Origin of the sequence: Marinobacter sp. EVN1 (assembly GCF_000475375.1) — a bacterium.
In the GTDB taxonomy this organism is placed as follows: Bacteria; Pseudomonadota; Gammaproteobacteria; order Pseudomonadales; family Oleiphilaceae; genus Marinobacter; species Marinobacter nauticus.
On the sequence record NZ_AXCB01000006.1, the window covers coordinates 31,539 to 56,754 of the forward strand.

General features: G+C 58.4%; 25 protein-coding genes. 12 read left to right on the top strand and 13 right to left on the bottom strand.

Translation table 11 applies throughout. The annotated features are described in order from the left end of the window. Positions 1 to 100: 100 nt before the first annotated feature. On the bottom strand, positions 101 to 2,401 hold the full coding sequence (locus tag Q674_RS23195) for a DUF1631 domain-containing protein (RefSeq protein WP_023007879.1): 2,301 nt from the start codon (positions 2,399 to 2,401) through the stop codon (positions 101 to 103). 225 nt (positions 2,402 to 2,626) lie between these two features. Between Q674_RS23195 and nadC the strand changes: the two genes are divergently transcribed. Further along, entirely contained in the window at positions 2,627 to 3,466 is an 840-nt protein-coding gene (gene nadC / locus Q674_RS23200; protein ID WP_011784468.1) for a carboxylating nicotinate-nucleotide diphosphorylase, read from the top strand. A gap of 16 nt (positions 3,467 to 3,482) precedes the next feature. Here the strand turns inward: nadC and Q674_RS23205 are convergent, their stop codons facing one another. From Q674_RS23205 to Q674_RS23225, 5 genes are read right to left on the bottom strand one after another with little or no spacing between them, the layout of a single operon-like run. Beyond that, positions 3,483 to 3,824 carry a YqcC family protein gene (locus tag Q674_RS23205; RefSeq protein ID WP_022991712.1) on the bottom strand — a complete coding sequence of 114 codons (342 nt, stop codon included), beginning with the start codon at positions 3,822 to 3,824 and terminating at the stop codon, positions 3,483 to 3,485. A 10-nt stretch (positions 3,825 to 3,834) separates the two neighbouring features. After that, positions 3,835 to 4,632 (bottom strand): ParA family protein, encoded by a 798-nt coding sequence (locus tag Q674_RS23210; protein ID WP_011784466.1) that lies wholly within the window; start codon positions 4,630 to 4,632, stop codon positions 3,835 to 3,837. A 43-nt stretch (positions 4,633 to 4,675) separates the two neighbouring features. Beyond that, positions 4,676 to 5,374: a DnaA regulatory inactivator Hda gene (gene hda, locus Q674_RS23215; protein ID WP_014421894.1), complete on the bottom strand. Its 699-nt coding sequence runs from the start codon at positions 5,372 to 5,374 to the stop codon at positions 4,676 to 4,678. Beyond that, the gene (locus Q674_RS23220; RefSeq protein ID WP_031209659.1) at positions 5,371 to 5,931 is read right to left on the bottom strand and encodes a CDP-alcohol phosphatidyltransferase family protein; all 561 of its coding nucleotides are present in this window, start codon (positions 5,929 to 5,931) and stop codon (positions 5,371 to 5,373) included. Before Q674_RS23220 ends, hda begins: the two co-directional genes overlap by 4 nt. A 21-nt stretch (positions 5,932 to 5,952) precedes the next feature. Further along, complete coding sequence (locus tag Q674_RS23225) at positions 5,953 to 7,272, bottom strand: DUF2066 domain-containing protein (RefSeq protein ID WP_023007881.1); 1,320 nt, start codon at positions 7,270 to 7,272, stop codon at positions 5,953 to 5,955. Positions 7,273 to 7,460: 188 nt separating this feature from the next. Between Q674_RS23225 and purM the strand changes: the two genes are divergently transcribed. The 3 genes from purM to Q674_RS23240 all read left to right on the top strand — a co-directional run bounded on the left by purM (position 7,461) and on the right by Q674_RS23240 (position 9,998). Then, positions 7,461 to 8,525: a phosphoribosylformylglycinamidine cyclo-ligase gene (gene purM, locus Q674_RS23230; RefSeq protein ID WP_014421896.1), complete on the top strand. Its 1,065-nt coding sequence runs from the start codon at positions 7,461 to 7,463 to the stop codon at positions 8,523 to 8,525. Continuing rightward, on the top strand, positions 8,522 to 9,184 hold the full coding sequence (gene purN, locus Q674_RS23235; protein ID WP_014421897.1) for a phosphoribosylglycinamide formyltransferase: 663 nt from the start codon (positions 8,522 to 8,524) through the stop codon (positions 9,182 to 9,184). The genes purM and purN overlap by 4 nt, the downstream gene beginning before the upstream one ends. Positions 9,185 to 9,257: 73 nt before the next feature. Then, positions 9,258 to 9,998, top strand: coding sequence for a DUF3108 domain-containing protein (locus Q674_RS23240; RefSeq protein WP_023007882.1), 741 nt, complete (start codon positions 9,258 to 9,260; stop codon positions 9,996 to 9,998). Here Q674_RS23240 and Q674_RS23245 read toward each other — a convergent pair. From Q674_RS23245 to apbC, 4 genes are all read right to left on the bottom strand, one after another. Then, positions 9,995 to 11,272: a valine--pyruvate transaminase gene (locus Q674_RS23245; protein WP_023007883.1), complete on the bottom strand. Its 1,278-nt coding sequence runs from the start codon at positions 11,270 to 11,272 to the stop codon at positions 9,995 to 9,997. The two genes, Q674_RS23240 and Q674_RS23245, sit on opposite strands and share 4 nt — an antisense overlap. A 63-nt stretch (positions 11,273 to 11,335) precedes the next feature. After that, on the bottom strand, positions 11,336 to 11,935 hold the full coding sequence (locus Q674_RS23250) for a YjaG family protein (protein ID WP_014421900.1): 600 nt from the start codon (positions 11,933 to 11,935) through the stop codon (positions 11,336 to 11,338). Then, a complete protein-coding gene (dcd, locus tag Q674_RS23255) occupies positions 11,932 to 12,498 on the bottom strand; it encodes a dCTP deaminase (protein ID WP_011784457.1) in 567 nt (188 codons plus the stop codon). Before dcd ends, Q674_RS23250 begins: the two co-directional genes overlap by 4 nt. Positions 12,499 to 12,805: 307 nt before the next feature. Further along, the gene (apbC, locus tag Q674_RS23260) at positions 12,806 to 13,906 is read right to left on the bottom strand and encodes an iron-sulfur cluster carrier protein ApbC (RefSeq protein ID WP_023007884.1); all 1,101 of its coding nucleotides are present in this window, start codon (positions 13,904 to 13,906) and stop codon (positions 12,806 to 12,808) included. Between the two features lie 180 nt (positions 13,907 to 14,086). Here apbC and metG point away from each other — a divergent pair, with 180 nt between their 5' ends. Genes metG through nth form a run of 8 tightly spaced genes read left to right on the top strand, consistent with a single transcriptional unit; the run spans position 14,087 to position 22,298 of the window. Continuing rightward, positions 14,087 to 16,123: a methionine--tRNA ligase gene (metG, locus tag Q674_RS23265; RefSeq protein WP_023007885.1), complete on the top strand. Its 2,037-nt coding sequence runs from the start codon at positions 14,087 to 14,089 to the stop codon at positions 16,121 to 16,123. 21 nt (positions 16,124 to 16,144) lie between these two features. Then, the gene (gene rsxA / locus Q674_RS23270) at positions 16,145 to 16,726 is read left to right on the top strand and encodes an electron transport complex subunit RsxA (RefSeq protein ID WP_014421904.1); all 582 of its coding nucleotides are present in this window, start codon (positions 16,145 to 16,147) and stop codon (positions 16,724 to 16,726) included. Between the two features lie 13 nt (positions 16,727 to 16,739). After that, a complete protein-coding gene (gene rsxB, locus Q674_RS23275; protein WP_023007886.1) occupies positions 16,740 to 17,318 on the top strand; it encodes an electron transport complex subunit RsxB in 579 nt (192 codons plus the stop codon). Beyond that, on the top strand, positions 17,318 to 19,147 hold the full coding sequence (gene rsxC, locus Q674_RS23280; protein ID WP_023007887.1) for an electron transport complex subunit RsxC: 1,830 nt from the start codon (positions 17,318 to 17,320) through the stop codon (positions 19,145 to 19,147). Before rsxB ends, rsxC begins: the two co-directional genes overlap by 1 nt. Positions 19,148 to 19,167: 20 nt before the next feature. After that, positions 19,168 to 20,220, top strand: a complete 1,053-nt coding sequence (rsxD, locus tag Q674_RS23285; protein ID WP_031209661.1) for an electron transport complex subunit RsxD — start codon at positions 19,168 to 19,170, stop codon at positions 20,218 to 20,220. A 2-nt stretch (positions 20,221 to 20,222) separates the two neighbouring features. Further along, positions 20,223 to 20,924, top strand: coding sequence for an electron transport complex subunit RsxG (gene rsxG / locus Q674_RS23290; protein WP_031209662.1), 702 nt, complete (start codon positions 20,223 to 20,225; stop codon positions 20,922 to 20,924). A gap of 2 nt (positions 20,925 to 20,926) precedes the next feature. Beyond that, positions 20,927 to 21,643 carry an electron transport complex subunit E gene (locus Q674_RS23295; protein ID WP_023007890.1) on the top strand — a complete coding sequence of 239 codons (717 nt, stop codon included), beginning with the start codon at positions 20,927 to 20,929 and terminating at the stop codon, positions 21,641 to 21,643. A 16-nt stretch (positions 21,644 to 21,659) separates the two neighbouring features. Further along, entirely contained in the window at positions 21,660 to 22,298 is a 639-nt protein-coding gene (gene nth, locus Q674_RS23300) for an endonuclease III (protein WP_014421910.1), read from the top strand. A 71-nt stretch (positions 22,299 to 22,369) separates the two neighbouring features. Here the strand turns inward: nth and Q674_RS23305 are convergent, their stop codons facing one another. The 3 genes from Q674_RS23305 to Q674_RS23315 all read right to left on the bottom strand — a co-directional run bounded on the left by Q674_RS23305 (position 22,370) and on the right by Q674_RS23315 (position 25,103). Continuing rightward, positions 22,370 to 22,945, bottom strand: coding sequence for a chalcone isomerase family protein (locus Q674_RS23305; RefSeq protein ID WP_011784447.1), 576 nt, complete (start codon positions 22,943 to 22,945; stop codon positions 22,370 to 22,372). Between the two features lie 195 nt (positions 22,946 to 23,140). Continuing rightward, positions 23,141 to 24,139: an RNA polymerase sigma factor RpoS gene (rpoS, locus tag Q674_RS23310; RefSeq protein WP_023007891.1), complete on the bottom strand. Its 999-nt coding sequence runs from the start codon at positions 24,137 to 24,139 to the stop codon at positions 23,141 to 23,143. A 193-nt stretch (positions 24,140 to 24,332) separates the two neighbouring features. Further along, positions 24,333 to 25,103: a peptidoglycan DD-metalloendopeptidase family protein gene (locus Q674_RS23315; RefSeq protein WP_031209663.1), complete on the bottom strand. Its 771-nt coding sequence runs from the start codon at positions 25,101 to 25,103 to the stop codon at positions 24,333 to 24,335. Positions 25,104 to 25,216: the final 113 nt, after the last annotated feature.

Here is a 25,216-nt window from a genome sequence, read left to right on the forward strand (position 1 = left end):
TTCCATCGGCGCAGGGGACTCATGCAGATGATTGAATCACAAAGCGCCCATGGATGCCACGACGTCGCCGGTGCCCTGCGCGGGCACTCAGTACCGGAGATCAGTCTTTTCGGTTATGACGCAGGTTGTCGATGATGGACTCCAGCGCCCGATCAAAGATCAGGCCGTCATCCAGCATGGTGATCGCCTGCTCCTGCAGAGCAATCGCCAGGTCATCCCGATGATATTCCGCCACCTTCGCACCACTGCGGTTAACAAAGATGTACTTGCCGGTGGCCTTGATGAAGGCCGCCAGCTTGCAACGGACCCTGGTCTCGTCTCTGGCCATCTCAACCCAGGATCCAACTCTCAGGCCGTCCGCCTTCGCCAGCCATTCCGCCGACGCTACTGGTGATTGGATCTCCGCGGATTCCTCGGCAACGGCTGCCGTCTCAACGCCTGCTGAGATCTCAGCAGGCTTGACTGACGCAGGTTCAGTCACCTCGTCAATCACCTCCGGCGCAGGTTCCGATTGCTCGGGAGTTTCCGCCGGCTCTGCCGGAGCTTCAGGTACCTCGAAATTCTCAATCGTGGGTGCCTTGTCTTCAACAACCGGCGCGGTCACCAGTTTCTGGAAAACATCGACATGGGCAAGCTCCAGGTCCCGGATGGCCGCATCGGTTGCAAACGGATCCCAGGAGATTTCCTGAAGCGCCTTGCGGAGCTCTTCCACCACCTCTGGAATCATTCGCAACAGTTCCGCCCGGGTATCAGAAGACACCGGTCGCGGGTCAACACTCCACACCAGCCGCTCGCTGATGGCCTTTGCCTGCAGCCAACGCTCGCTTTCTTCACCCTCGCGCAACACCACCCACTGCAGGTAACGGGTCCAGGGCTCGTTCAGCACCTGTAAAACCGGCTCGGGAATGTCCCGGCCTGCCGTGTGCTCACGGATAACATCGGTAGCAGCCTGACTGGCACGTTCCTGCCGGGCGCGTCCTTCTTCGGCATCCCGAAGGCGCTGCTCAACCAGCTCGCGACGGCGGCGATCCAGATCCATGAAGTGACCAAAGTCCTTCAGCAATTCCTCGAACAGCCCTACCTGATCGGTGTATTCGGTGAGCACCCGACCCACCACTTCCTCAATTTTTTCCCGAAGCGGATCACGCATTCCGGCACGTTTCTCGCTCCAGCCAATGGCGGCAAGGGCAAGTTCGTTGAGGAGCTTGCGAACCGGATGGCCACCACGATTGAAAAAGTTCTTGTCGCTGAGTGCGACCTTGAGCACCGGAATCTGTAGCCGCCCGATCAGCGCCTTCATAACCGGATGCAACTGCCGATCTTCGAGAATGAAATCAAACAGCATTGAGACCAGGTTGATCACGTCACTGTCGACCTGCCCTACTGAGAATCGCTTCCCTTCCGGACCCTGCAACAGCGGCTGTAACTGCTGGCGCAAAGGCACCACATTGTCGCCTTCACCCTGCGGCGCTGCACCCTGCAGTTCGTTCAGGCGCGCCATCAGACGATCGGTATCCAGAACAGCGCCGGTTTGTGCTATACCGGCACTGCCGGTCTCTCCCTGGTGCAACAGCGCACTCAGCTCACTGAAAGTAGGCGACGGTCCATGGCTATGGGCAGTACCTTCGGCAGCCGGGGCTTCCTCTGCCGGCGCTGACGAACCGCCTGCCTTTGGCGCACTGCGACCCGGCGCTACCTGAGCACCACCCACCGGAGCCCGCTTCATGTCAGGCAGCACGCCGGCGGCGATCAGGGTTTTGTTGCATTCCTGGTAGAAATCGCTGAGTTTGTCCACCAGCAGGCGCTCAAACAGCTTCAAAACCACCAGCTTGGCACGGATATCAATATCCAGATCGGTGCAAGCATCCGAGATAGCGCCACAAATGACTTCCGGGCTGAGAGGCATTTGATCGTCAGAGAGATCCAACTGCGGAACAAGATGGCGAATCCGGGCCGCCAACATCCTTACCGGCTCCTGGTATCGATTCCGCAGGCGATTGGTCAGGTTATCTATCGCTACCTGCTGTTCAAGGTCAGAGTGATCCACCAGGCTGAGGGAGTCCTGGTCCACTTCTTCCAGTGAACCACCGGAGCGGGCAGGTTTGAACTTACCCAGCTCATTGAAGGCCTGGCTGACGTATTGCAGGACTGACACTGTCATTGCCTTCCGGCGCAGTCGCAGCTCCCGCATGGCATCGAAGTAGGCAGTCTGGTCCTGGTTGGAGCCGGCCCGGTCTGCGAGGGCAAACAAACTGTCGTCAGCCTGTTCGAAAAAACTGGCAAGTACCGCCTTGAGTGACTGACCCGATGTGTCACGCAGTCGCACCAGCTCTACCGGTAACGAGAACCGGCTCACCGGCTTCTGACCGGCCAAGCGGACTACCTTGTTATCGTGCGCCATGTGGATGCTCCGGAATCGATCAGCTGATGGTACTTAAACCTTTATAGGATTACATCATACGGGCGAGTGTCGTCACCTTGTGTCAGAATTTGTCACCTTTTGTGTCAGCAGGAACTGCATCACACTTCAGACCGCTCACACCTCCATTTGGCGAATCGATAGCGCTGGCAGTAGAATTGCCCTCCACACTTTTCCAAGCCACCATCAACCTCCGGACACGTCCCAATGATTTCTGCCGAACTGCTGCGCCAGGCCCGTATCGAATCCGTTGCCCAGAGTCTGCGGGAAGATATTGGCGATGGCGACATCACTGCCCAGCTGATTCCTGCCGAAAAACTGGCAACCGCAAGGGTAATCACCCGGGAAGACGCCCGCCTGGCTGGAAGCGCCTGGGTGGAGGAGGTTTTTCGCCAGGTGGATCCGTCAGTGAGACTTCAGTGGCAGTTTCACGATGGCGACGATGTACCCGCCAACGCCGTGATTTTCCGCATGCAAGGCCCGGCCCGCTCGCTTCTGACCGCTGAACGCGCTGCTCTTAACTGGTTGCAGACCCTGTCTGGCGTGGCAACGGCCTGTGCCCATTACGCTCGCCGGGTGTCCCATACCAACGTCCGCCTTCTGGACACCAGGAAAACCCTGCCAGGGCTGCGACTGGCCCAGAAATACGCGGTGACTTGCGGTGACTGCGACAATCACCGGCTGGGGCTCTGGGACGCCTTCCTGATCAAGGAAAACCACATTGCCGCCTGCGGCTCCATTGCCAATGCGGTCGCCGAAGCGCACCGCATTGCACCAGGCAAACCCGTGGAAGTGGAAACCGAATCGCTCGCCGAACTGGACCAGGCCCTTGAGGCCGGGGCCGACATCATCATGCTGGACGAGTTCTCGCTTGCCGACATGGCTGAAGCGGTAAAACGGAATGCCGGAAAAGCCCGCCTTGAAGCTTCCGGTGGCATCAACGCGCGCACGCTGGTGCCCGTTGCCGAAACCGGCGTGGATTACATCTCTATTGGCGCACTGACCAAAGACGTACGAGCCATCGATTTGTCCATGCGCCTGGAGTAATCCAGTCCCGGAATAATCAGCGGCCGCCAGAGGACAACAGCCGATCCATCTCCTCAAGCGCTGAGATCAGCTCACGGCCGGACTGCTCACGCCCACGGAAATGCTCTTCTGCCATGGGCGCAATACCAGATACCTCTGGCAGCGCGTGACCGGCTTCCACCAGCGCCTTCATTTTTTCAAGAAACACGAACTGCAGCCACTGGGTGAAGTCCATGGTATCCAGGCAGAACGGCTGGGTACTCTGGAACGCCTCCGGTGGCAGGCTTTCTGTCTGCCAGACACCCAGTTGCCGAAGTTCAATTTCAATCTGCAGCAAACCGTCGGTCACCTGATCCAGGTGGCGTGCTTTTTCACTCATGGGATTCCTCTCAGTCTGCCAATGGCTCCAGCTCAACAGACTCCCCATGCAGCACACGGTATAGATCCTCATACTGGCGTGTGAGCGTGTGTTTCGGAGCCATGTGAATCAGCGGTTGGCGACTCTGGTGTGATTCTTTCATCTTGACGGAACTGGACAGGCGTACCGGCAGCACCGGCAACCCCTCCTCCGTCAGCTCCCGGACCAACTGCCTGGGCAGGCTCGCCCTTGGCTGGAACTGGTTTGCAATGATGCCCTCAACAACCAGCTCCTCATTATGATCCTCCTGCAATTCGCGGATTTCATGGAGGATGTTGTAGAGCGCCTGGCGGGAGAAATCATCGCAGTCGAACGGGATCAGGCAGCGCTGGGCAGCAATCAGGGCAGAACGGGTGTAGAAATTCAGGGCCGGGGCGGTGTCGATATAGATCTCATCGAAACTGTCGCTGAGCTTTTTCAGAAACTCCCTGAGCTTGTAGATCTTGTGCTTGGCTTCGAGTTTGCGTTCCAGAAAATCCAGCTCAGGGCTGGATGGCAACACGTACAGGTTGTCGAACGACGAGGCGTGTACAAACTCGTCAGGTCGACGATTGAAGACACTGAAGGCGACCGTCTGCTCCAGCAGATCGGCAACGGTATCTTTCAGTTCAGCCGCCGGTTTGCCCAGCAGGTAGTGGGTGGAGTTGCCCTGCGGGTCCAGATCCACCACCAGGGTACGCTTTCCTCTTGCGGCGCTGATGGCCGCCAGATTACAGGTGATACTGGACTTGCCAACGCCACCTTTCTGATTGAATACAACCCGTCTCATGTCGTCTCTCCAATGGCCTTTATCGTTATTAATCCCTTTACCGTTACCATCCCATCACAGCTTTCACAAACGGAATGGTTAAACGTCGCTGGGCCTGCAGCGAATTCTCATCCAAGGTATCCAGCAGCCCCAGCAGATCACCCAGCTTTCTAGGGGCCCTGCGCATGATGAAGCCGGCAACATCCTCGCTCATCACCAGCCCGCGCTGCTCTGCCCGGGCCATCAGGATTCGCTGCCGATCCTCATCCCGGTACACGCCCAACTGAATGAGCAAGCCATGTGCCAGACGAGATCCCAGGTCTGCCAGTCCGAACGGCAGCGAAGCGGGCACCTCGGACAGACTGACCACCAGCAGGCCATTGCGGTCCAGCACCCGGTTGTACAGGTGGAAAACCGCCTCCTCCCAGCCGGGATCACCCGCGGCATGCTCCAGATCGTCAAGACAGATCACATCATGACTGTCCAGGCCCGCCAGGGCGTCCGGGCCGAACGGCAGGAGCTCGACAATGCTGATGCAGACGGCGGTTTTTCCCATCTGCTCGGACTCATGGCAGATCGCCTGCAACAGATGACTTTTGCCGGTATCGGAATCGCCACAGATCACCACTACCGGAAGCCCCGACGGCTCCCGGCACACCAGCTCCAGCCGCTGTGCGGCCGACCGGTTACGGTCACCGTGAAAGTTGTCGAAGCGGGCATCGTCCCGGAGCTTGACCCCCAATACCATTTGTGAGGCTTTCATGACCGTTTCGCCCTCCAGGCCCGCAAACTCCACACGGCAACATAGTGGCCCCCGCTCACCAGCGCGCTGACGGCAACCAGCCAGATCCCGGTGTCGATTACCCAGGGCTGCATGGGCAAACCCGCCAGCAGGATGATAATGGCGAGCGCCACCAGTATCTGGACAAACGTGTTGATCTTGCCCGGAATACTGGGTTCCATATCGAAGCGGCCGATGCCGTAATGAAAAGCCAGGCCGCCGCAGACAATGACAAGATCCCGACCCAGCACCAGGGCAAACAGCCACAACGGAAGTACACCGGTAATGGTGAGCATGAGATAGGCCGAAATCAACAGCGCCTTGTCCGCGAGAGGGTCGGCCACAGCGCCAAGCCGGGAGCGCCAGTTGAAATGACGGGCCAGAAACCCGTCAAAGGCATCGGTCAGTGCGGCAACGAAGAATATCACCAGAGCCAGCCGGTAGTTACCTTCCAGCAGTGCGCCGGCGAACGGCACGATCAGCACCATTCGCAGGAATGTCAGTGCATTCGGGATCCAGCGCCACTGCCTAGAACTCACCGGGCCGCCTCCATCAAACCATCAGCTTCGGTCGCCGCCAGTGGCGCCGGGAGCGGGTTGCCAGCGGTAATAAAGTACCTGGTACAAAGACTCAAAAGCCTGTTCGGCATCCTGTTCATCGCCCGGAGCCAGGGGCTGATAGCTGAACCCAGCCGTCTCAGCACTATCCTGCGCATCCGTTCCGGCCGGTGCTTCGGTATCGTTCCGGGAACCGGCCTCGCCTGTTTGCGCCGCACCATCCCCTTCCGAGCCAGTAGCCTGGCTGTTCTTGCTGGCCGTTATCGGCTCTGCAGGCTGCTCCGCCGGCACAAATCGTGCGTCCAGCGCGATATGCTCCTTCAACTGGTCAAGTTCTCCGGAGAATGCCACCTCCACGGTCAGCCGGTTGCCACGAACCCGTGACGCACCAACAGACACTACCGGAGTCATGTCCTGCAGTGCCCGGGTCACCTGGCCGTAATCTGCCAGCGTCGTTACACCCTCAAGCACCATATCAACTTTCGGAGCCTCACCCGCCTCGCCGGCTGTGACCGCATATCGGCTGGCGTATTGCTCTGTCCAGCGATCGATTAAAGCTTGCGCCAACTGTTCCGGCGTATCGGCATTGACCGACTGCTCACCTGCATCGAGCCCCATGCCTTCAACCACCCAGCCTGCGCGCCATTGGCCGCCGGAACGACTGATACGAACCAGAGTCAGGGCGTCGTGGGACAGATCGTCTGAAGCTTGCTGGATGCGGCCGACAAACTGGCCCCACAAATCCGACAGCAAGGCCCGGTCACCGGCATAGGTCTCCGGCGGGAAGGCGATGGGCAGACCGCGATCGGCCGCTGCTGATAAGAGATGTTGTGCCCAGAGCCCCTCATTACTTCCCGGCGCTGAATCCGCTGCACGGGTCAGTAATTGCCGGTCTCCCCGGTCTTCCACGGCAATCCAGGCCAGCGTCAGGGGGCGGTTGGCGCCCCATACCGGCGCCTGCACAGACGCCAGCGTGCGGTTGACCCCGACGGCTCCGAAACTCATCTGCAAACGTGACTGCCCCGCGGTACGGTTCACCTGATAAGACAGCAACATGGACTCGGCGTCTGCCAATACCTCGTCTATCCCTTCGAGTTCCAGCACCTCACGGGTTCCGGACACCCTCACCATTACCTGACGCAGCCCTTCAGCGTATCCGGCCTTCAACGCATCCGCCGAGGTGCCTGCAACCGGAACATCGGCCGCGTAGAGTCCCGACACGCTGACCGCCGATGCCGGGCCGGCCGAGAGTACCCAACAGACTGCCGCCAACAGAAACGCAGCAACTCGCCCGTTCCTGGCTGTTTTCACTGATTCGGTCATGAAACACCTTGCCATTCCCATGGTTGGCGCACAGGATACACCATCACCAGAGCCGAGAGTAGCAAGCACAGGTTGCAGTCAGGCAATCTGAAACCGGCAATATTGCCTGTGCTCCCAATTCCATTTGGAGCCCCCGTGCGCACCTGTTAAAATCCGCGCCTTGACTCACAGGCCTACGGTTATTTTCCATGAGCGAACAGAAGCCCTCCCTGACCTACCGCGATGCCGGCGTGGACATCGACGCAGGTAACGATCTTGTCAACCGAATCAAGAGTACTGCAGCGCGCACCCGTCGCCCGGAAGTACTCGGCGGCCTCGGCGGCTTTGGCGCCATGGTATCGATTCCGGCAGGCTACAAAGAGCCCGTACTGGTTTCTGGCACGGACGGCGTAGGCACCAAGCTTCGGCTTGCCATGCAACTGCAGAAGCATGACAGCATCGGCATCGACCTGGTGGCCATGTGCGTGAATGACCTGGTGGTCGGCGGCGCCGAGCCTCTGTTCTTTCTGGACTACTACGCAACCGGCAAACTGAATGTCGACGTTGCCGCTCAGGTAGTTGAAGGCATTGGCCAGGGTTGTGAGCAGGCCGGATGCGCTCTGGTTGGTGGCGAGACCGCCGAGATGCCGGGCATGTATGAAGGCGACGATTACGATCTGGCCGGCTTCTGTGTAGGCATTGTGGAGCGTGACAAGATCATTGACGGTAGCCGCGCGCAGCCGGGTGACGCCCTGCTGGCGCTGGGCTCCTCCGGCCCCCACTCCAACGGCTACTCGCTGATTCGCAAGATTATCGAAGTCAGTGGCGCAGACCTGAGCCAGTCAATGGGCGACACCACACTGGCCGACGCCCTGATGGCGCCCACACGCATCTATGTGAAGAATCTGCTTCAACTGATTCGCGAAGTCGATGTTCGGGCCCTTTCGCACATTACCGGCGGCGGCCTGCCCGAGAACATCCCCCGGGTACTGCCCAAGGGCACCATAGCCGCACTCGACACCCAGAGCTGGGAGCTGCCCCCGGTATTCCAGTGGCTTCAGAATGCCGGCGGCGTAGCCCAGGAGGAAATGTATCGCACCTTTAACTGCGGTATCGGCATGGTCATCTGTGTACCGGAAGACCAGAAGGCACTGGCCATGGACACCCTGAATGCCATGGGTGAAAAGGTATGGCAGATCGGCGTAATGGAAGCAGCCGAATCCAGCGATGCTGAGCCCGTTGTTCGCTACGCACCGGGGCTTTTGACGGCATGAAGGCAGATCCGGCCCCCGTTCCGAAGATCCTGGTGCTCGCCTCTGGCAGCGGCACCAACCTGCAGGCTTTGATCGACGCCACCCGGGAACGCGACTTTCCGGGTGAGATCATTGCCGTTGGCTGCAACAAACCGGGCGCGTTTGCCCTGGAGCGCGCCGCCCAGGCCAATCTCACCACCTTTGTGGTCGACCATACAAAATATGGCTCCCGAGAAGAATTCGACGCCGCCCTGCTGGCCGAAATCCTTCGCCACAATCCGGATCTGGTGGTGCTGGCCGGCTTCATGCGGATTCTGACCAGCGACTTTGTCCGCGCATTCCGTGGCCGGATGCTTAACATTCACCCTTCCCTGTTGCCGGCCTACACCGGACTGAACACCCACCAAAGGGTCCTGGAAGCCGGTGACCGCACCCACGGTGTATCCATTCACTTTGTGACCGAGGAACTGGACGGCGGGCCGGTCATCGCCCAGGCGGAAGTTGCCGTGGCAGAGGATGACACTCCGGAGTCCCTGGCGGAAAAAGTTCAGCAACAGGAGCACGTGCTCTACCCCATCGTCGTGCGCTGGTTCTGCGAGGGTCGCATTCAGCTGGGCGCTGAGGGCGTTCTGTTTGACGGCGCGCCCATCGAGCGTCCCATGCGACTGCCGGCGAACTGAACAGATTGTCATCACAAGGCCTCGCCGAACCAACTACACTGTCGCTAGCGTAGACGGTCAAAGAGGCTTTTTGATGCACACAGACAACCCCCACAAACCACGTTTTCAGCTCTGGGCAGCCCTAATTGCCGGCATGATTGCGCTGCCGGCGTCCGCCGCCGATGTAGATTACGCCCCTCTGGTGCCCTATGAGGCCCGCTACACCGCCTCCATGTCCAAAGGCGTCAGCCTCAACGGCGAGGGTGTTCGGGAACTGACAGACCAGGGCAATAACGTCTGGCTGTACCGTACGGATGTCGACTCTTTCATCGCCGATATCAACGAATCACTGATTTTTCGCTGGGAAGATGGCCAGGTGATTCCCCTGCGCTACCGCTATCACCTCTCCGGTTTCCTGATCAAAGATCGCAAACAGTCCATTGATTTTGACTGGCAGGCAGGCATTGCCACCGGCAGCTATCGTGGCGATAAGTTTGAAGTGGAGTTACGAGACAACACCCTGGACCCCTTGGGCTACCAACTGCAACTCCATCAGGACCTCAAGGCAGGCAAACGCGATGTCACCTACCAGGTGCTGGACAAGGGGGATTACGACGACGACCGCTTTGCTGTCATCGACGAAGATAGCCTGAGCGACAATGGCCGCACCATGAACACCCTGAAGGCGGAAAAAGTCCGGGACGAAGACTCCAAACGCCAGACCCTGATGTGGTTTGATCCGGCCCGGGATTACCTGCTGGTTCGCCTGCTCCAGGTGGAGCCGGACGGCAGCGAGTACGAGCTGAAACTCAAAGACGCGACACTGGCCGATTAATCGGCCAGCCCCTGCTCGGCCCACACCGCTTTTACTTCCTCAGCAATGATCCGCAGGCCTTCAGCCACCCGGGCATCGTCCTGGGAATACGTTACCCGAAGACACTCATGGCGATGACGCCAGCCATCCTCGGGCAAGCCCGGGAAGAAGTAATGCCCGGAGACCACCAGTACACCCCGAGCCTTGAGACGCTGATAAAGCTCCAGACTGGAGACCGGCAAATCCGGGAACCAGAGCCACAGGAACATCGCTCCTTCCGGTTTGTGGATGTACCAGCGGCAACTATCTTCGCCCATAGCATCGCGGAACACCGATACCGCCCGCTCCATTTTTTCCTTGTAGAATGGGCAAACCACATCCCGGCTCAGGGACAGAATCTCTCCGGAGCGCACCAGCGGTTCTGCCAGCATCGCACCAAAGCTTCCGGTGGCCAGGTTCATGATGGCGTTGATACCCGACAATGCCTTGATAATGGACTCTTCGGCAATAACAATCCCGGTTCGCGCCGCCGGCAAGCCCAGCTTTGACAGGCTCAGACACAGGATAACCTGCTCGTTCCAGCTCGGCTGCGCGTCGACAAACAGCAGGCTCGGAAATGGCGTTCCATAGGCTCCGTCGACAATCAGCGGAATATCGTTTTGCCGGGCCAGTTCTTCCAGCCGGGCCAACTCCTCATCGGTGATGACGTTTCCCGTGGGGTTTGTGGGCCGGGATACACAGATAGCGCCGGTTTCTCCGGTCACCTCCACGGCGGCAAAATCCACCCGATATTTGAATTCATGGGCATCGGTAAACGAGATGTCCGGTTGTACCGCGTGGAACAGCCCCTGCTCAATCCCCGCATCGGCGTAGCCAATGTATTCAGGCGCCAGAGGCAGCAGGATATGCTTGTGATGGCCATCACCGTAGTCCCCGCCAAACATGTTGAAAAGCATGAAGAAGGCGGCCTGACTGCCGTTGGTCAGCGCAATGTTTTCGGGCTTCAGGCCCCAGCCGTATTCCTGATTCAGCAACTGGGCCAGGGAGGCAATAAACTGCTTTTCCCCCTGAGGGGGATCGTAAATACCCACCAGCCGACGTACGTCCGCTTCACTGGAGGCCATCTCCGCCAGAATGCTCTGAACTCTCTGCTGGATCTCCGGGATGTGGCCGGGGTTACCGCCGCCCATCATGATCATGTCTTCACCGGAGGCCATGGCATTCCCGAGATCGTCCATCAGGGAAGTAATGCCGGCATCAGCGGTGAATTTACGACCGAAAGCAGAGAGTTTCATGATTCATTCCGTTCAATAAAGTACTGAGGGAGGTTACAGGCAGTGTAGCTCGGTTGCCTTATGTCAGCCTTCCAGGGAGATTCCCAGATTGCTGACACCGTCGTTGGCGGCACCGGCTCGGAGTTCAGCCAGGAAGGCTTCTTTGGGTGTTCGCTGCTTTTTCAGCGCCATGACGGTGTCACGCTGAAACAGCTTGTCGTCCTTGAGCAGTGGGTGGTGTTCAAACACGCGCACCAGCTCGTTTTCATCCAATCCCTCACCCTCGGACATTTCAACAAAATCCATCACGGTGCGGGTCGCCAACTGGGAAGCTTCGGTGGCGCGATGTTTGTTCGGGTTCAGGCGGTTCAGCAGCGCCTGCTCAAGCAACTGGCAGAAATCGAAGGCTGGGTAGACACCGTAGGCATCGTACTCATCGACATTGGGGCACAGGGTTTCGAGTTTACTGAGCAGCTGCGGAATTGCGGCATCGGCCACGTCTTTCTGGAGCATGTCCCAGGCCAGATCGAGCAACTGGCGCATCTTGCCGCCGGTTTTCAGGCCAACGGCGTCGGCGAACAGGGCGTAGTTGGGAAAGGAACGTTCGGCCAGGGCAAGCAGGAAGGCGCATTCGCGCCAGCCCTGCAGCTGTGAGACGGCTTTGAGAAACTGGTTGGCGTTCATGTCCTGGGCAGGGTCACGCCGGTCTGGCCAAGGTACTTGCCGCCGCGGTCTTTGTAGCTGGTTTCACAGATTTCATCGGATTCGAAGAACAGCATCTGGGCAACGCCTTCGTTGGCGTAGATTTTCGCTGGCAGATTGGTGGTGTTGGAGAATTCCAGGGTTACCTGACCTTCCCACTCCGGCTCCAGCGGGGTGACGTTCACGATGATGCCGCAGCGTGCATAGGTGCTTTTGCCCAGGCAGATAGTGAGTACACTTCTGGGGATGCGGAAATATTCAACGGTGCGCGCCAGGGCGAAGCTGTTCGGCGGGATGATGCAGACGTCGCCGGTATAGTTGACGAAGCTGTTCTCGTCGAAGTTCTTCGGGTCTACGGTGGCGCTGTGGACGTTGGTGAAGATTTTGAATTCGTTGCTGCAACGTACGTCGTAGCCGTAGCTTGAGGTGCCGTAGGAGATGACGCGGCCTTTTTCGCTTTCCCGAACTTGTCCGGCTTCGAAGGGTTCGATCATGCCGTGCTGTTCGGACATCCGGCGGATCCACTTGTCGGATTTGATGCTCATGGGTGAATTCTCGTTTCCAGCTGGTGGGAAAATTGGGGCGTAGTTTACCTTGTCGTGCGGTGACTGTCGAAGCCTCGACGCTCTCGCTCTTCGCAGCCTGCGAGCAGAACCAAAGGAAGTGTGGGCTGCTTTCCAAAAAACGCTACAGCAGGTGGCTGCAACATCAGGCCCTTCTGTCCAAAAACCGCTACGAGCACTTCCCTGTGCGCTTCTCTCCGGCCATCCATGGCCTCCGACATTTTTGGACAGAAGGGCCTGATGCCGCGAACAGACTATGGAGCTGGAGTCCCTCTGTACCCGGTCTTGGTTAATGCTCCGTCACGGAGACACTGGAAATCGTTCCACCAAGATTCCGCTCCCGGGTGGACAACTCCGCCCCCACCCTTCTGGCGATGTCGCGGTAGCGTCTTGCCACTTCCGAATCCGGCTCGGCAACCACAGTCGGGGCGCCGCTGTCGGTCTGTTCGCGGATGGTCATGTGCAGGGGCAGCTGGCCCAGGAGGGTGGTTTCGTATTCTTCCGCGATGCGTTCGCCACCGCCCTGGCCGAAGAGGGGCTCTTCATGACCGCAGTTGGAGCAGATGTGGACGCTCATGTTCTCAACCACGCCCAGCACCGGGATGTCGACTTTGCGGAACATTTCGATGCCTTTCTTGCCGTCCAGCAGGGCGATATCCTGGGGGGTAGTGACGATGACGGCGCCGGTTACCGGGACTTTCTGGGCCAGGGTGAGCTGGATGTCGCCGGTGCCGGGAGGCATGTCGATGATGAGGTAGTCGAGTTCATCCCACAGGGTTTGCTGGAGCAGTTGCATCACCGCACCACTGACCATGGGGCCACGCCAGACCATGGGGGTTTTGTCGGTGGTGACGAAGGCCATGGAGTTGGCTTGCAGGCCGTGGGCCTGCATGGGGACGAAGTATTTGTTTTCGCGTACGTCCGGGCGTTTGCCTTCGGGTACGCCGAGCATCATGCCGATGCTGGGCCCGTAGATATCGGCGTCAAGGACGCCGACCCGGGCGCCTTCGGCATGCAGGGCGAGAGCGAGGTTGACGGCGGTGGTGGATTTGCCCACGCCGCCTTTGCCGGAGGCGACGGCGATGATGTTTTTCACACCGGGGACGGCCGGCAGGTCTTTGTTGGTTTTGTAGCTGTGGATTTTCTGGGCTACGTGTACTTCGGCACTTTCAACGCCATCGACAAATTCCAGAGCGTTGGCGACGATCTGTTTCAGGCCACCAGCGATGCCTTTGGAAGGGTATGGCAGTTCGACCATCAGGGTTACGTTGCCGCTGTCGTCTGCGCTCAGGTTTTTCACGGCTCCCAGTTCGTACAGGTCTTTCTTGAGGTAGGGGTCCCGGTATTCTCGAACGGCGGCTTCTAGGGCCTGTTGGGAAATCTGGGTCATCGGGGTCTCCGGAATAAGCTCATAAGCTTGAATGCAGGTGAAAAATGATGGCTCGGAAGGTATCATCTGTGCCCGTTTCTGACCATATGGGGTCTTTACCTGGAACAATCAATTGCGATTGGCGCCGGAACCCCGTTTTTGTCTTTCCAACCCGACTCAACATAAGGTTCGGACATCACCATGACGCAAGCGAGCAAGCAACAGCGCGACATTCTGGTTACCAGCGCCCTGCCCTACGCCAACGGGCCCATTCATCTGGGGCATCTGCTGGAATACATTCAGACCGATATCTGGGTGCGCTTCCAGAACATGCGCGGCCACAACTGCTACTACGTTTGCGCAGACGATGCTCACGGCACCGCCATTATGCTGCGGGCCGAGCGTGAGGGGATTACCCCGGAGCAGCTGATCGACCGGATTCGTCAGGAGCATCAGGAAGATTTCGCGGGCTTTCACATCCGTTTCGACAATTATTACTCCACGCACTCGGAGGAGAATCAGTACTTCTCGGAGTACATCTACCGCCAGCTCAAGGACAATGATCACATTGCCACGCGCAAGATCACGCAGTTCTTTGATCCGGAAAAAGAGATGTTTCTGGCGGATCGTTTCATCAAAGGCACTTGTCCCAAGTGCAAAACCGAAGACCAGTACGGTGATAACTGTGAGGCCTGCGGCGCCACCTACACACCCGCCGAGTTGATCAACCCCCGCTCTGCGGTGTCTGGCGCCACCCCTGTGGAAAAAGAATCCGAGCATTACTTCTTCAAACTGCCGGAGTTCCACGATTTTCTGAGCAAGTGGACCCGCAGCGGTGCTCTGCAACCCCAGGTGGCCAACAAGCTGGCCGAGTGGCTGGATGCGGGCCTGCAGGAGTGGGACATCAGTCGGGATGCGCCCTATTTCGGGTTTGAGATCCCGGATGCACCAGGTAAGTACTTCTACGTTTGGCTGGATGCACCTATCGGCTACCTGGCCAGCTTCAAGAACCTGTGCAACCGCGAGGGCATCGATTTCGAGCATTTCTGGAAGAAGGATTCCAGTGCCGAGGTGTACCATTTCATCGGTAAGGACATTATCAATTTCCATGCCCTGTTCTGGCCTTCGATGCTGCACGATGCGGGCTTCCGCACGCCAACCGCGGTTTGGGCTCATGGCTTCGTGACGGTGAACGGCAAGAAAATGTCCAAGTCCCGCGGCACCTTCATCATGGCGCGGACCTACCTGGACCATCTGAACCCGGAGTACCTGCGCTACTACTTCGCCGCGAAGCTGACCGGCGGTGTGGATGACATGGACCTGAACCTGGAAGACTTTGCTGCCCGGGTGAATTCAGATCTGGTGGGCAAGGTGGTGAACATTGCCAGCCGCAGCGCCGGTTTTATCACCAAGCGCTTTGACGGCAAGTTGGGCAAGGTCACCGAGCAGGACAAGCTGAAAGAGTTTATTGATGCCGGTGAACAGATTGCAGAGTTCTACGAAGCCCGTGAGTTCGGCCGCGCCATGCGTCGGATTATGGAGCTGGCAGACATTGCCAACCAGTACGTGAATGATGAGCAGCCCTGGGTGATTGCCAAACAGGACGGCCAGGATGACCAGCTGCAGGCTATCTGTACCAACGCCATCAACATGTTCCGCCTGCTGATGACCTATCTGGCACCGGTACTGCCGAAGACCGCTGATGCAGCCCAGTCGTTCCTGAATTCACGTCTGGACTGGAACAACCGTGCCGCCCTGCTCGAAAACCACGGCATCGACAAGTTCAAGCCGCTGATGAACCGGGTGGATATGGACCAGATCGAAAAAATGCTGGAGGCCTCCAAAGAGGAACTGCCGGCGGCCCAGGGTGACAGCAAGAAAGAGGCGGCAAAGGATCTCGAACCGATCGCCGAGGAAATCGAGTTCCCGGATTTTGCCAAGGTGGATCTGCGGGTCGTCAAGATTGTCAAAGCAGAACATGTAGAAGGCGCTGACAAGCTTCTTCGACTGACTCTTGACGTGGGGCATGGCGAACGCAACGTGTTTGCTGGTATTAAGTCCGCCTACAAACCGGAAGATCTGGAAGGTCGTATGACCGTGATGGTCGCCAACCTCAAACCCAGAAAGATGAAGTTCGGTATGTCCGAAGGCATGGTACTGGCGGCCGGCCCCGGTGGTAAGGATATCTTCATTCTGTCTCCGGATTCCGGCGCTGTGCCGGGCATGCGGGTGATGTAAAGCAGAGACTGAGACGCTCCGATGACAGAGTATTTACTGATTCTGGTCAGCACCATTCTGGTGAACAACTTTGTGCTGGTGCAGTTCCTGGGGCTATGCCCTTTCATGGGCGTTTCCGGGAAACTGGAAACCGCCATGGGCATGTCGCTGGCAACCACGTTCGTACTGACCCTGTCGTCGGTGTGCAGTTATCTGGCCTACACCTATCTGCTGGCCCCGCTGGATCTCGCTTTCCTGAAAACCATCACCTTCATCCTTGTGATTGCGGTGGTGGTACAGTTCACCGAAATGGTGGTACGCAAGACCAGTCCGCTGCTGTATCGGGTTCTCGGGATTTTCCTGCCCCTGATCACCACCAACTGCGCGGTATTGGGTGTAGCCCTCCTTAACCTCAACAAAAACAACAACTTTGTGGAATCTGTGCTTTACGGCTTTGGCGCCGCCGTCGGCTTCTCCCTGGTGCTGGTGCTGTTTGCCGCCATGCGCGAGCGCATTGCCGTATCCGATGTGCCGGTGGCCTTCCGGGGCGCGGCTATCGGCATGATTACCGCAGGGCTCATGTCGCTGGCTTTCCTGGGCTTCACCGGCCTGGTCGCGGTCTGACGGAGCGGTTGTTATGTGGACGAGTTTCCTGATTGCCGTTGTGGTCCTGCTGGCGCTTGCCCTGGTCTTTGGCGGGCTACTGGGGTTTGCCTCTGAACGGTTCAAAGTTGAAGGCAATCCACTGGTAGACCAGATTGATTCGCTGCTGCCGCAGACACAGTGCGGCCAGTGTGGCTTCCCCGGCTGCCGGCCCTATGCCGAATCCATTGCCAACGGCGACGCCATCAACAAATGTCCGCCCGGTGGTGAAAGCACCATCAAGGCGCTGGCCGACCTGCTGGATGTAGAGCCACAACCGCTGGACGCAGAACACGGTGTTGAGCAGGCCAAGCGGGTGGCAGTTATTCGCGAGGACGAATGCATTGGCTGCACCAAATGCATTCAGGCCTGCCCGGTAGACGCCATCCTGGGCGCCGCCAAGCACATGCACACCGTTATCGAGAGCGAGTGCACCGGCTGTGACTTGTGCGTGGAACCCTGCCCGGTGGATTGCATCGACATGATCACCATCGAGCCGGATATCCGTACCTGGACCTGGACACCTCCAGTGCCCCAAATCATCGCCACCGATCGCCAGGGAGCCAGCGCCTGATGACTCAGCTGTGGGATTTCACCGGCGGCATTCATCCGCCCGAGAACAAGCATCAGTCCACGGCCCGCCCGATCCGCAAGGCCGCCATGCCCGATCGCCTGGTATTGCCATTGCAACAACACATCGGCGAACCGGCAGAGTTGGTGGTTGCGGTGGGCGACCGGGTACTGAAGGGTCAGAAAATCGCAGACGTTACCAATGGCATGGGCGTGCCGGTGCATGCTCCCACTTCGGGGGTGATCGAGGCCATTGAACAACGTCCGGTTCCCCACCCGTCCGGTATGGCGGACTGGTGCGTGGTACTGAAACCGGATGGCGAAGACCAGTGGTGCGCCCTGTCACCGATTGACGATTACAAACAACTTGACCGGGAAGCGGTGCTGCAGCGAATTCGCGAAGCCGGCATTTCCGGCATGGGGGGCGCAGGTTTTCCTACCGATATCAAGCTGAGGCCTCCAAGGGATCGCAAGGTCGATACCCTGATTCTCAACGGCGCGGAATGCGAGCCCTACATCACCGCCGACGACATGACCATGCGCGAGCAGGCCGCCGAGGTGGTTGCAGGCCTGAAAGTGATGGCGTGGATTCTCCGGCCCTCCCGGTGCGTTGTCGGCATTGAAGACAACAAGCCCGAGGCCATTGCCGCCATGCGCAAGGCGGTGGCGGGCACTCAGATTGAAATTGCGGTGGTGCCCACCAAGTACCCGTCTGGTGGTGAAAAACAGTTGATACAGATTCTGACCGGCCAGGAAGTCCCCAGTGGCGGTATTCCGGCCGATATCGGGGTGATGTGCCAGAACATCGGAACTGCAGTCGCCGTGGGCCGTGCTGTCTTTGAGGGCAAGCCGCTGATATCCCGTGTGGTAACCGTTACCGGCGAGGCAGTGCGGGAACCCGGCAATTTTGAAGTCCTGATCGGCACGCCGATCCATCACCTGCTCGAAACGGCAGGGATGTCACAGGAACGTCTTGACCGGCTGATTCTTGGCGGCCCCATGATGGGGTATACCCTGACCACCGATTCCGTGCCTGTGGTAAAAACCACCAACTGCGTGATCGCGGCAACCGCGGCAGAACTGCCGGCTCCGCCGCCAGAGCAGCCGTGCATCCGCTGTGGACAGTGCGCCGAGGCGTGCCCCATGGAACTGTTGCCGCAGCAATTGTTCTGGTATTCCAAGGCGGGTGAATTCGAGAAAGCAGAACACCTGAACCTGTTCGACTGCATCGAATGCGGAGCCTGTTCCTACGTCTGCCCCAGCTCCATCCCTTTGGTCCAGTACTATCGGTTTGCCAAAGGCGAGATTCGCACTCAGCGCGCGGAACAGCTGAAAGCGGATCGCGCTCGCGAGCGCTTCGAGGCACGTCAGGCCCGCCTGGAACGGGAGCAACAGGAAAAGGAATTACGGCGCAAGGAGCGGGCCAAGGCTGCTGCCGAAGCTCAGGCCAAAAAGCAGGCGGAAGCAGAAATGGCCGCCGCCGATGGCCAGGCAAGCGACGACCGGGCAGCCAAAGCCGCCCTGGTACAGCAGGCCCTGGAACGCAAGAAGGCCAAAACAGCCGCCGACACCAAAGAGCAACCGGTACCGAGCAGCACTGAAGTGGCCGATGACAAACCCGACATAGAGGCGCTGGAGAAGCAACTCACCCAGGCAGAAGCCAAGCTCAACACCATGCAGGGCATGCTCGATGAGGCCCGGGCTCAGCAGGCGGATAATGTTGAGAAACTCGAACGTGCTGTCGCCAAGAACCATGATCGGGTGCAACGGGCTCAGCAGGCGCTTGATCAGGCTCGCAAGCAAGTGGCGGAAGAACCCGCGTCGTCTCAATAATTCAATCAGGCTGGAACTTCATGGCTCTTGTTCAACAGTCCTCACCCCATGCTCGTCGCGCGCGGCCCACGTCACGGGTCATGCTCTGGGTCATTCTGGCCGCTCTGCCCGGCCTGCTGGCCCAGACTCTGTTCTTTGGCTGGGGCAACCTGATCAATGTCGTCTGGTGCATTGCCTTGGCGCTGAGCTCTGAAGCCGCCTTCCTGAAGCTGCGCGGCAAACCCGTCGCCTTTTTCCTGCGTGACAACACCGCGGCGGTCACCGGCCTGCTGCTGGGGCTATCCCTGCCCCAGTTCACGCCCTGGTGGGTCTCCGGTATTGCCGTGGTCTCAGCAATCGTAGTGGCCAAGCAGCTTTACGGTGGTCTGGGCTCCAATCCCTTTAACCCGGCCATGGTGGGCTATGCCCTGGCATTGATCTCGTTTCCGGTCGCCATGACCACCAACTGGGCCGAAGCAGCCACGCTCTGGGGCGGCGCGCCCGGCTTTGGTGAGACCCTCGCGAAGATTTTCACTGGGGGCCAGACCGCCGTCGACGGCTGGACCATGGCAACACCGCTGGACGAATACAAACACAAGATTGCCAGTCACACGTCAGTGGAAGTGCTCGGCCACCCCACCTTTGGCAACTTGATTGCCCGGGGATGGGAGTGGGTCAATCTGGCCTTCCTGGCCGGCGGCGTCCTGCTGATCGCCCTTAGAATCATAACCTGGCATATTCCGGTTGCCTTCCTGGCCGGTATTGCCGCCATGAGCCTGGCCTTTGGCAGCAACGCCGACCAGTACGCGCCTTTGCAGCTGCACCTGTTGGCCGGTGGTACCATGCTTGGCGCGTTCTTTATTGCCACCGACCCGGTTTCAGCAGCCACCAGCCATCAGGGCAAGCTGATATACGGTGCCGGCATCGGTGTCCTGGTGTACCTGATTCGCAGTTGGGGTAACTATCCCGATGCGGTCGCGTTCAGCGTGCTACTGATGAACTTCGCGGTTCCGTTTATCGACCATTACACACCACCCCGCACCTACGGCCATCACAAGGCCCGCCGGGGCGTCCCGGGCCGGAGTGGAGGTTGACCATGAGTGCAGTAACCACCGCCATCCGTCGAAGCGCAATCGGCCTGGGCCTGTTTGCCATTATTACCGGCGGCACCATTGCCCTGACTCAGGGGCTGACCAAAGACCGGATTCAGGAGCAGGCTGCCCGCGCCGAGGCCAGGGCACTGTTCGAGATTATTCCGGAAAGCCAGCATGATAATGACCTGCTGAGAGATATGGTCACCCTGCCTGCCAGCGAGCGGCTACCCGTTGAAGGCCCCGTGCGGGCCTGGGTTGCCAGAAAAGACGGCCGGCCTATCGGCATGATACTGCCCACCGTGGCACCAGACGGCTACTCCGGTAATATCCGCCTGTTGGTTGGCCTGGATCTTCAAGGCCGGGTATTGGGCGTTCGGGTCACCAGCCATAAGGAAACACCGGGGCTTGGCGATCGTATCGAAACCCGCAAGTCTGACTGGATCTATGGGTTTGACGGGAAGTCTCTCGGTAACCCTGCCCCCAACGCCTGGAATGTGAAGAAGAACGGTGGCATCTTCGACCAGTTCACCGGAGCCACCATCACTCCGAGAGCGGTGGTGAAAGCGGTACAGAAAACCCTGGTCTATTTTCGCCAGAACCGTGAGATCATCCGAGAACGGGTGAACGCGCCCCCGGAGCCCGGTAAGCGCCGCCTGTCTCCGGAAGCCATTGCCGCCGATACTCAACCAGCGGAGCACTCCTGATCATGAGCACGAAAACGTCCAGCGAAATCATCAAGGATGGCCTCTGGCACAACAACCCTGCCCTGGTGCAGGTTCTCGGGTTGTGTCCGCTGCTTGCCGTCACCAGCACGGTCGTCAACGCCATCGGCCTGGGCCTGGCCACACTATTGGTGTTAATGGGCTCAAACCTGTCGGTCTCCCTTATCCGGAACTTCGTCAGCGAATCCGTTCGACTGCCGGCGTTCGTCATGATCATTGCCTCGTTCGTAACCTGCGCCGAACTGCTGATGCAAGCGTTCACCTATGAGCTGTACCAGATTCTCGGCATCTTCATCCCGCTGATCGTTACCAATTGCGCCATTCTTGGCCGTGCCGATGCCTTTGCTTCCAAGAATCCACCGTTACCCGCCATTCTGGACGGCGCCATGATGGGGATCGGCTTCCTTGCGGTATTGATGACCCTGGGCGCTATGAGGGAACTGATCGGCCAGGGCACATTGTTCGCCGACATGCACCTGCTCCTCGGCCCCATGGCGGCGGATTGGGTCATCCGGCCGTTCGAACAGTACCCCGACATGCTGTTCATGGTGCTTCCACCGGGCGCCTTTGTGGGCCTCGGGTTGTTGATTGCCCTGAAGAACGGCATCGACAATCACCTCAAAGAACGCAGAAAAGCCGCCGAACCCGCTCCGGCCAGCACAGGTAGCAAACGGGTGCGCGTAACCGGCACTATTTCCTGAACCAGATCGGGCCAGCATGAACAAAGAAAAACGTACCGAGATTTTCTCCCGGTTGCGGGAGGCTAACCCCAATCCGACCACAGAGCTCAATTACAGCACGCCATTTGAGCTACTGATTGCGGTCATTCTCTCCGCTCAGGCCACAGACGTAGGCGTGAACAAGGCCACCGACAAGCTGTTCCCGGTAGCGAACACGCCCGAGGCCATTCTTGCCCTGGGCGTTGACGGCCTGAAGGAATACATCAAGACCATCGGCCTGTTTAACAGCAAGGCCGAGAATGTGATCAAGACCTGCCGCATTCTGATCGAGAAACACGGCAGTGAAGTCCCGGCCCGGCGGGAAGACCTGGAAGCCTTGCCCGGCGTCGGCCGTAAAACGGCTAATGTGGTGCTGAACACAGCGTTCCGGCAGCCAGCCATGGCCGTGGACACCCACATTTTCCGGGTCTCCAACCGTACCGGTATCGCGCCGGGCAAGAATGTACTGGAAGTCGAGAAACGCTTGGTCAGGCTGGTGCCGAAAGAGTTCCTGATGGACGCTCACCACTGGCTGATCCTGCACGGCCGGTATACCTGCACAGCCCGAAAGCCGAAATGTGGCGCCTGCATAATTGAGGATCTGTGCGAATTCAAGCAAAAGCGGGACTACCAGTAAACTGTGTTAAAAGCGAACTGACAGGCACAAAAAAGCCGGCGAATGCCGGCTTTTTCAGATCTGGGTTGCGATCAACGCTGGCCCAGCATTTTCTCTTTCAGGTCTTCCTGGGCGGGCTTGTCTGACAGCCAGATACCAAACAGCGCCTTCTTGAACTCCAGGCCACCAACGGTATCTTTCTGCTCGCCGTTCTTGAGTACGCGCACGCCTTCGCCGGGCAGGTAAACCAGATCAAACACATCACCTTCGGTGATCTCTTCCTGGAATACCGCCATGAACTGGTCCACATCCGACTGGATAGCAGACAGGTCACCATCGGTGGATGCCTTGAAGCCGTCCATGGTCGCCTCAGTCATGCGCTCGCTGGTGATCATCCCCGAGGTAATGTGCAGCGTGATGGCCTGGGGCTCATCAGCGTTGATAACCGCTTCGCCATCGCTCACCTGTTCAGGTACATAAAGACCACCCACATAAAGATCCATAAACCACTTGGAACGGGTGCCGGCGCCATTGAGCTTGAGTTCCTGCCCCATGGCAGAATAGGTATCGGGCACATCGACGTCCCCTACGGTCAGGGCGGAAGCCGGGGCTGACAGAACACCGGTTAGCAAAAGGGATGCAAATCCTGCAGTAAGAGCCTTCTTCATAGTCCTTTCCTTTCGATCGTTATTATTGAGTGTTTCATTCGACACCAGGGCGACTCCCTAGATCTGCCCGGTGGCCCATTCTAACAACGAACTTTGCGGGCTGATCGCCACCTGGTTCTCATTTGCCGCCACATTTAACAAAAAAGCCGACCATGTTTCCATGGCCGGCTTTTTCACTGATCTCGTCAATCCAGTCTATTTGAACAGCAGACTTCCGGACAATCCCTCTTTCTCAAGGATCTCCCGCAGGCGACGCAAGGCTTCCACCTGAATCTGCCGCACCCTTTCCCGGGTCAGGCCAATCTCCTGGCCAACCTCTTCCAGGGTACTGATGGGATAGCCCCTCAGCCCGAAACGGCGGGAAAGCACTTCCTGCTGTTTGTCGCTGAGCTGGTCAATCCATTTCTCCAGGCAAGAACACATGTTGTTGTCCTGCAGCAGATCCGCAGGATCCGACGCGCCCTCATCGGCCACGGTATCCATCAGGGACTTGTCACTGCCAGCCCCGATCGGAGTGTCCATGGAGGCAACGCGCTCGTTGAGGCCGAGCATGCGTTTTACGTCGTCAACCGGCTTGTCGACCATGCGGGCAATTTCTTCCGCGGTCGGTTCATGGTCCAGTTTCTGGGTCAGCTCACGGGCGGCCCGCAGGTACAGGTTCAATTCCTTGACCACATGAATCGGCAGACGGATGGTGCGGGTCTGGTTCATGATGGCTCGTTCGATGGTCTGGCGAATCCACCAGGTAGCGTAGGTGGAGAAACGGAATCCACGCTCGGGATCGAACTTCTCAACTGCCCGAATCAGCCCCAGGTTGCCTTCCTCGATCAGATCGAGCAGTGTCAGCCCACGGTTGACGTAGCGGCGCGCAATCTTGACCACCAACCGGAGATTACTCTCGATCATGCGCTTACGGCCGCTCTCTTCCCCTTTACGGGCAAGCCGCGCGAAGTACACCTCTTCTTCCGGAGTAAGCAGGGGAGAAAAACCAATTTCGTTGAGGTACAGCTGAGTGGCATCCAGCTGCTTCTGGTTGGAGTAGTACTTTCCCTGTGCGGGAAATCCGTCTTCGACTTCTGTGGTTTCGTCTTCGGCAGACGCTTTTTCAGGCTTGTCTTCGGCTAACAGTTGATCGTCGGCGTCTTCCAGATCTGCTACGCGATCAATAATGATATCTTCCTGTTCTACTGACATTGTTTACCCCGCCTCTCAATAATCCTGTTGTCACCCGCTACTTCTTTTTATTCCGGGAGTGTTTCAGTTTTGGTTTTCTTCAGGACATTTACTTGTTGGCTGGCAATTACCGTTGCCGTTTTTGTTCTTCTGTTTCGCGGTTTCAGTCAGGCTGTTGGGTAATATCCTCCAGGCTTGGAGCCCGTGCGCATTTTCAGCGCCTTGGTAAATACCTGGATGGATCTACCGGGTTGCCATTCTTGCGTATCTCGAAATGCAACTTCGGTTTGTCGGTTCCGGTATTGCCCAGTTCGGCGATTACCTGTCCAGCTTTCACACCCTCCCCTTCCTTTACGAGAATTTTCCGATTGTGTGCGTAGGCGCTCAAATAATGTTCGTTATGGTTCACGATAATCAGATTGCCATAACCTAGCAACCCGTTTCCTGCGTACACCACGCTTCCATCAGCCGCCGCCTTGACAGCATCACCGGGATTGCCGGCGATATCAATGCCTTTATTGACTTTGCCAGACGAAGAAAAGTTTGCAATTACAGTGCCAGAATGCGGCCAGTGCCACCGTACATTGGCCACCACCTGACTACCGGATGACCTGGACGTCGGAGCGGAGGTCGCTGGTTTGGCAGCCGGTTTCGACACCGTCGCGCCTGCATCTGAACGGGAAGGGGGTGGTGATGCCGCGGGCCTGGAGGGCGCGGTCGTCCGCGCGGTCCGGGGGATCGTGCCCTTGCGATCGAGTCGAAGCACCTGCCCCGGACGAATATTCCAGGGCGGCCCGATGCCATTGGCATTCCCCAGCTCCCGGTAGTCCCGACCGTATTGCCAGGCGATTCGATACAGGGTTTCACCCTTCTTGACCACGTGGGAGCCCCAGTAAACCGGAGGGTTATACAGATCGTCCTGATAGATTGCACTGGTATTGCAGCCGGAGAGCATAAGCACGGCGACGACCAGAAGCGCCGTCATGAGGGCCCGGAACAATGGAGGGCTCCGGCGCTCAGAAGCCGGGACTTCAGACCACCAAACGGGGAAATGCTCGAATTGAATGCGCCCGTTAAAAAGAGTCACGTATTAAAAGC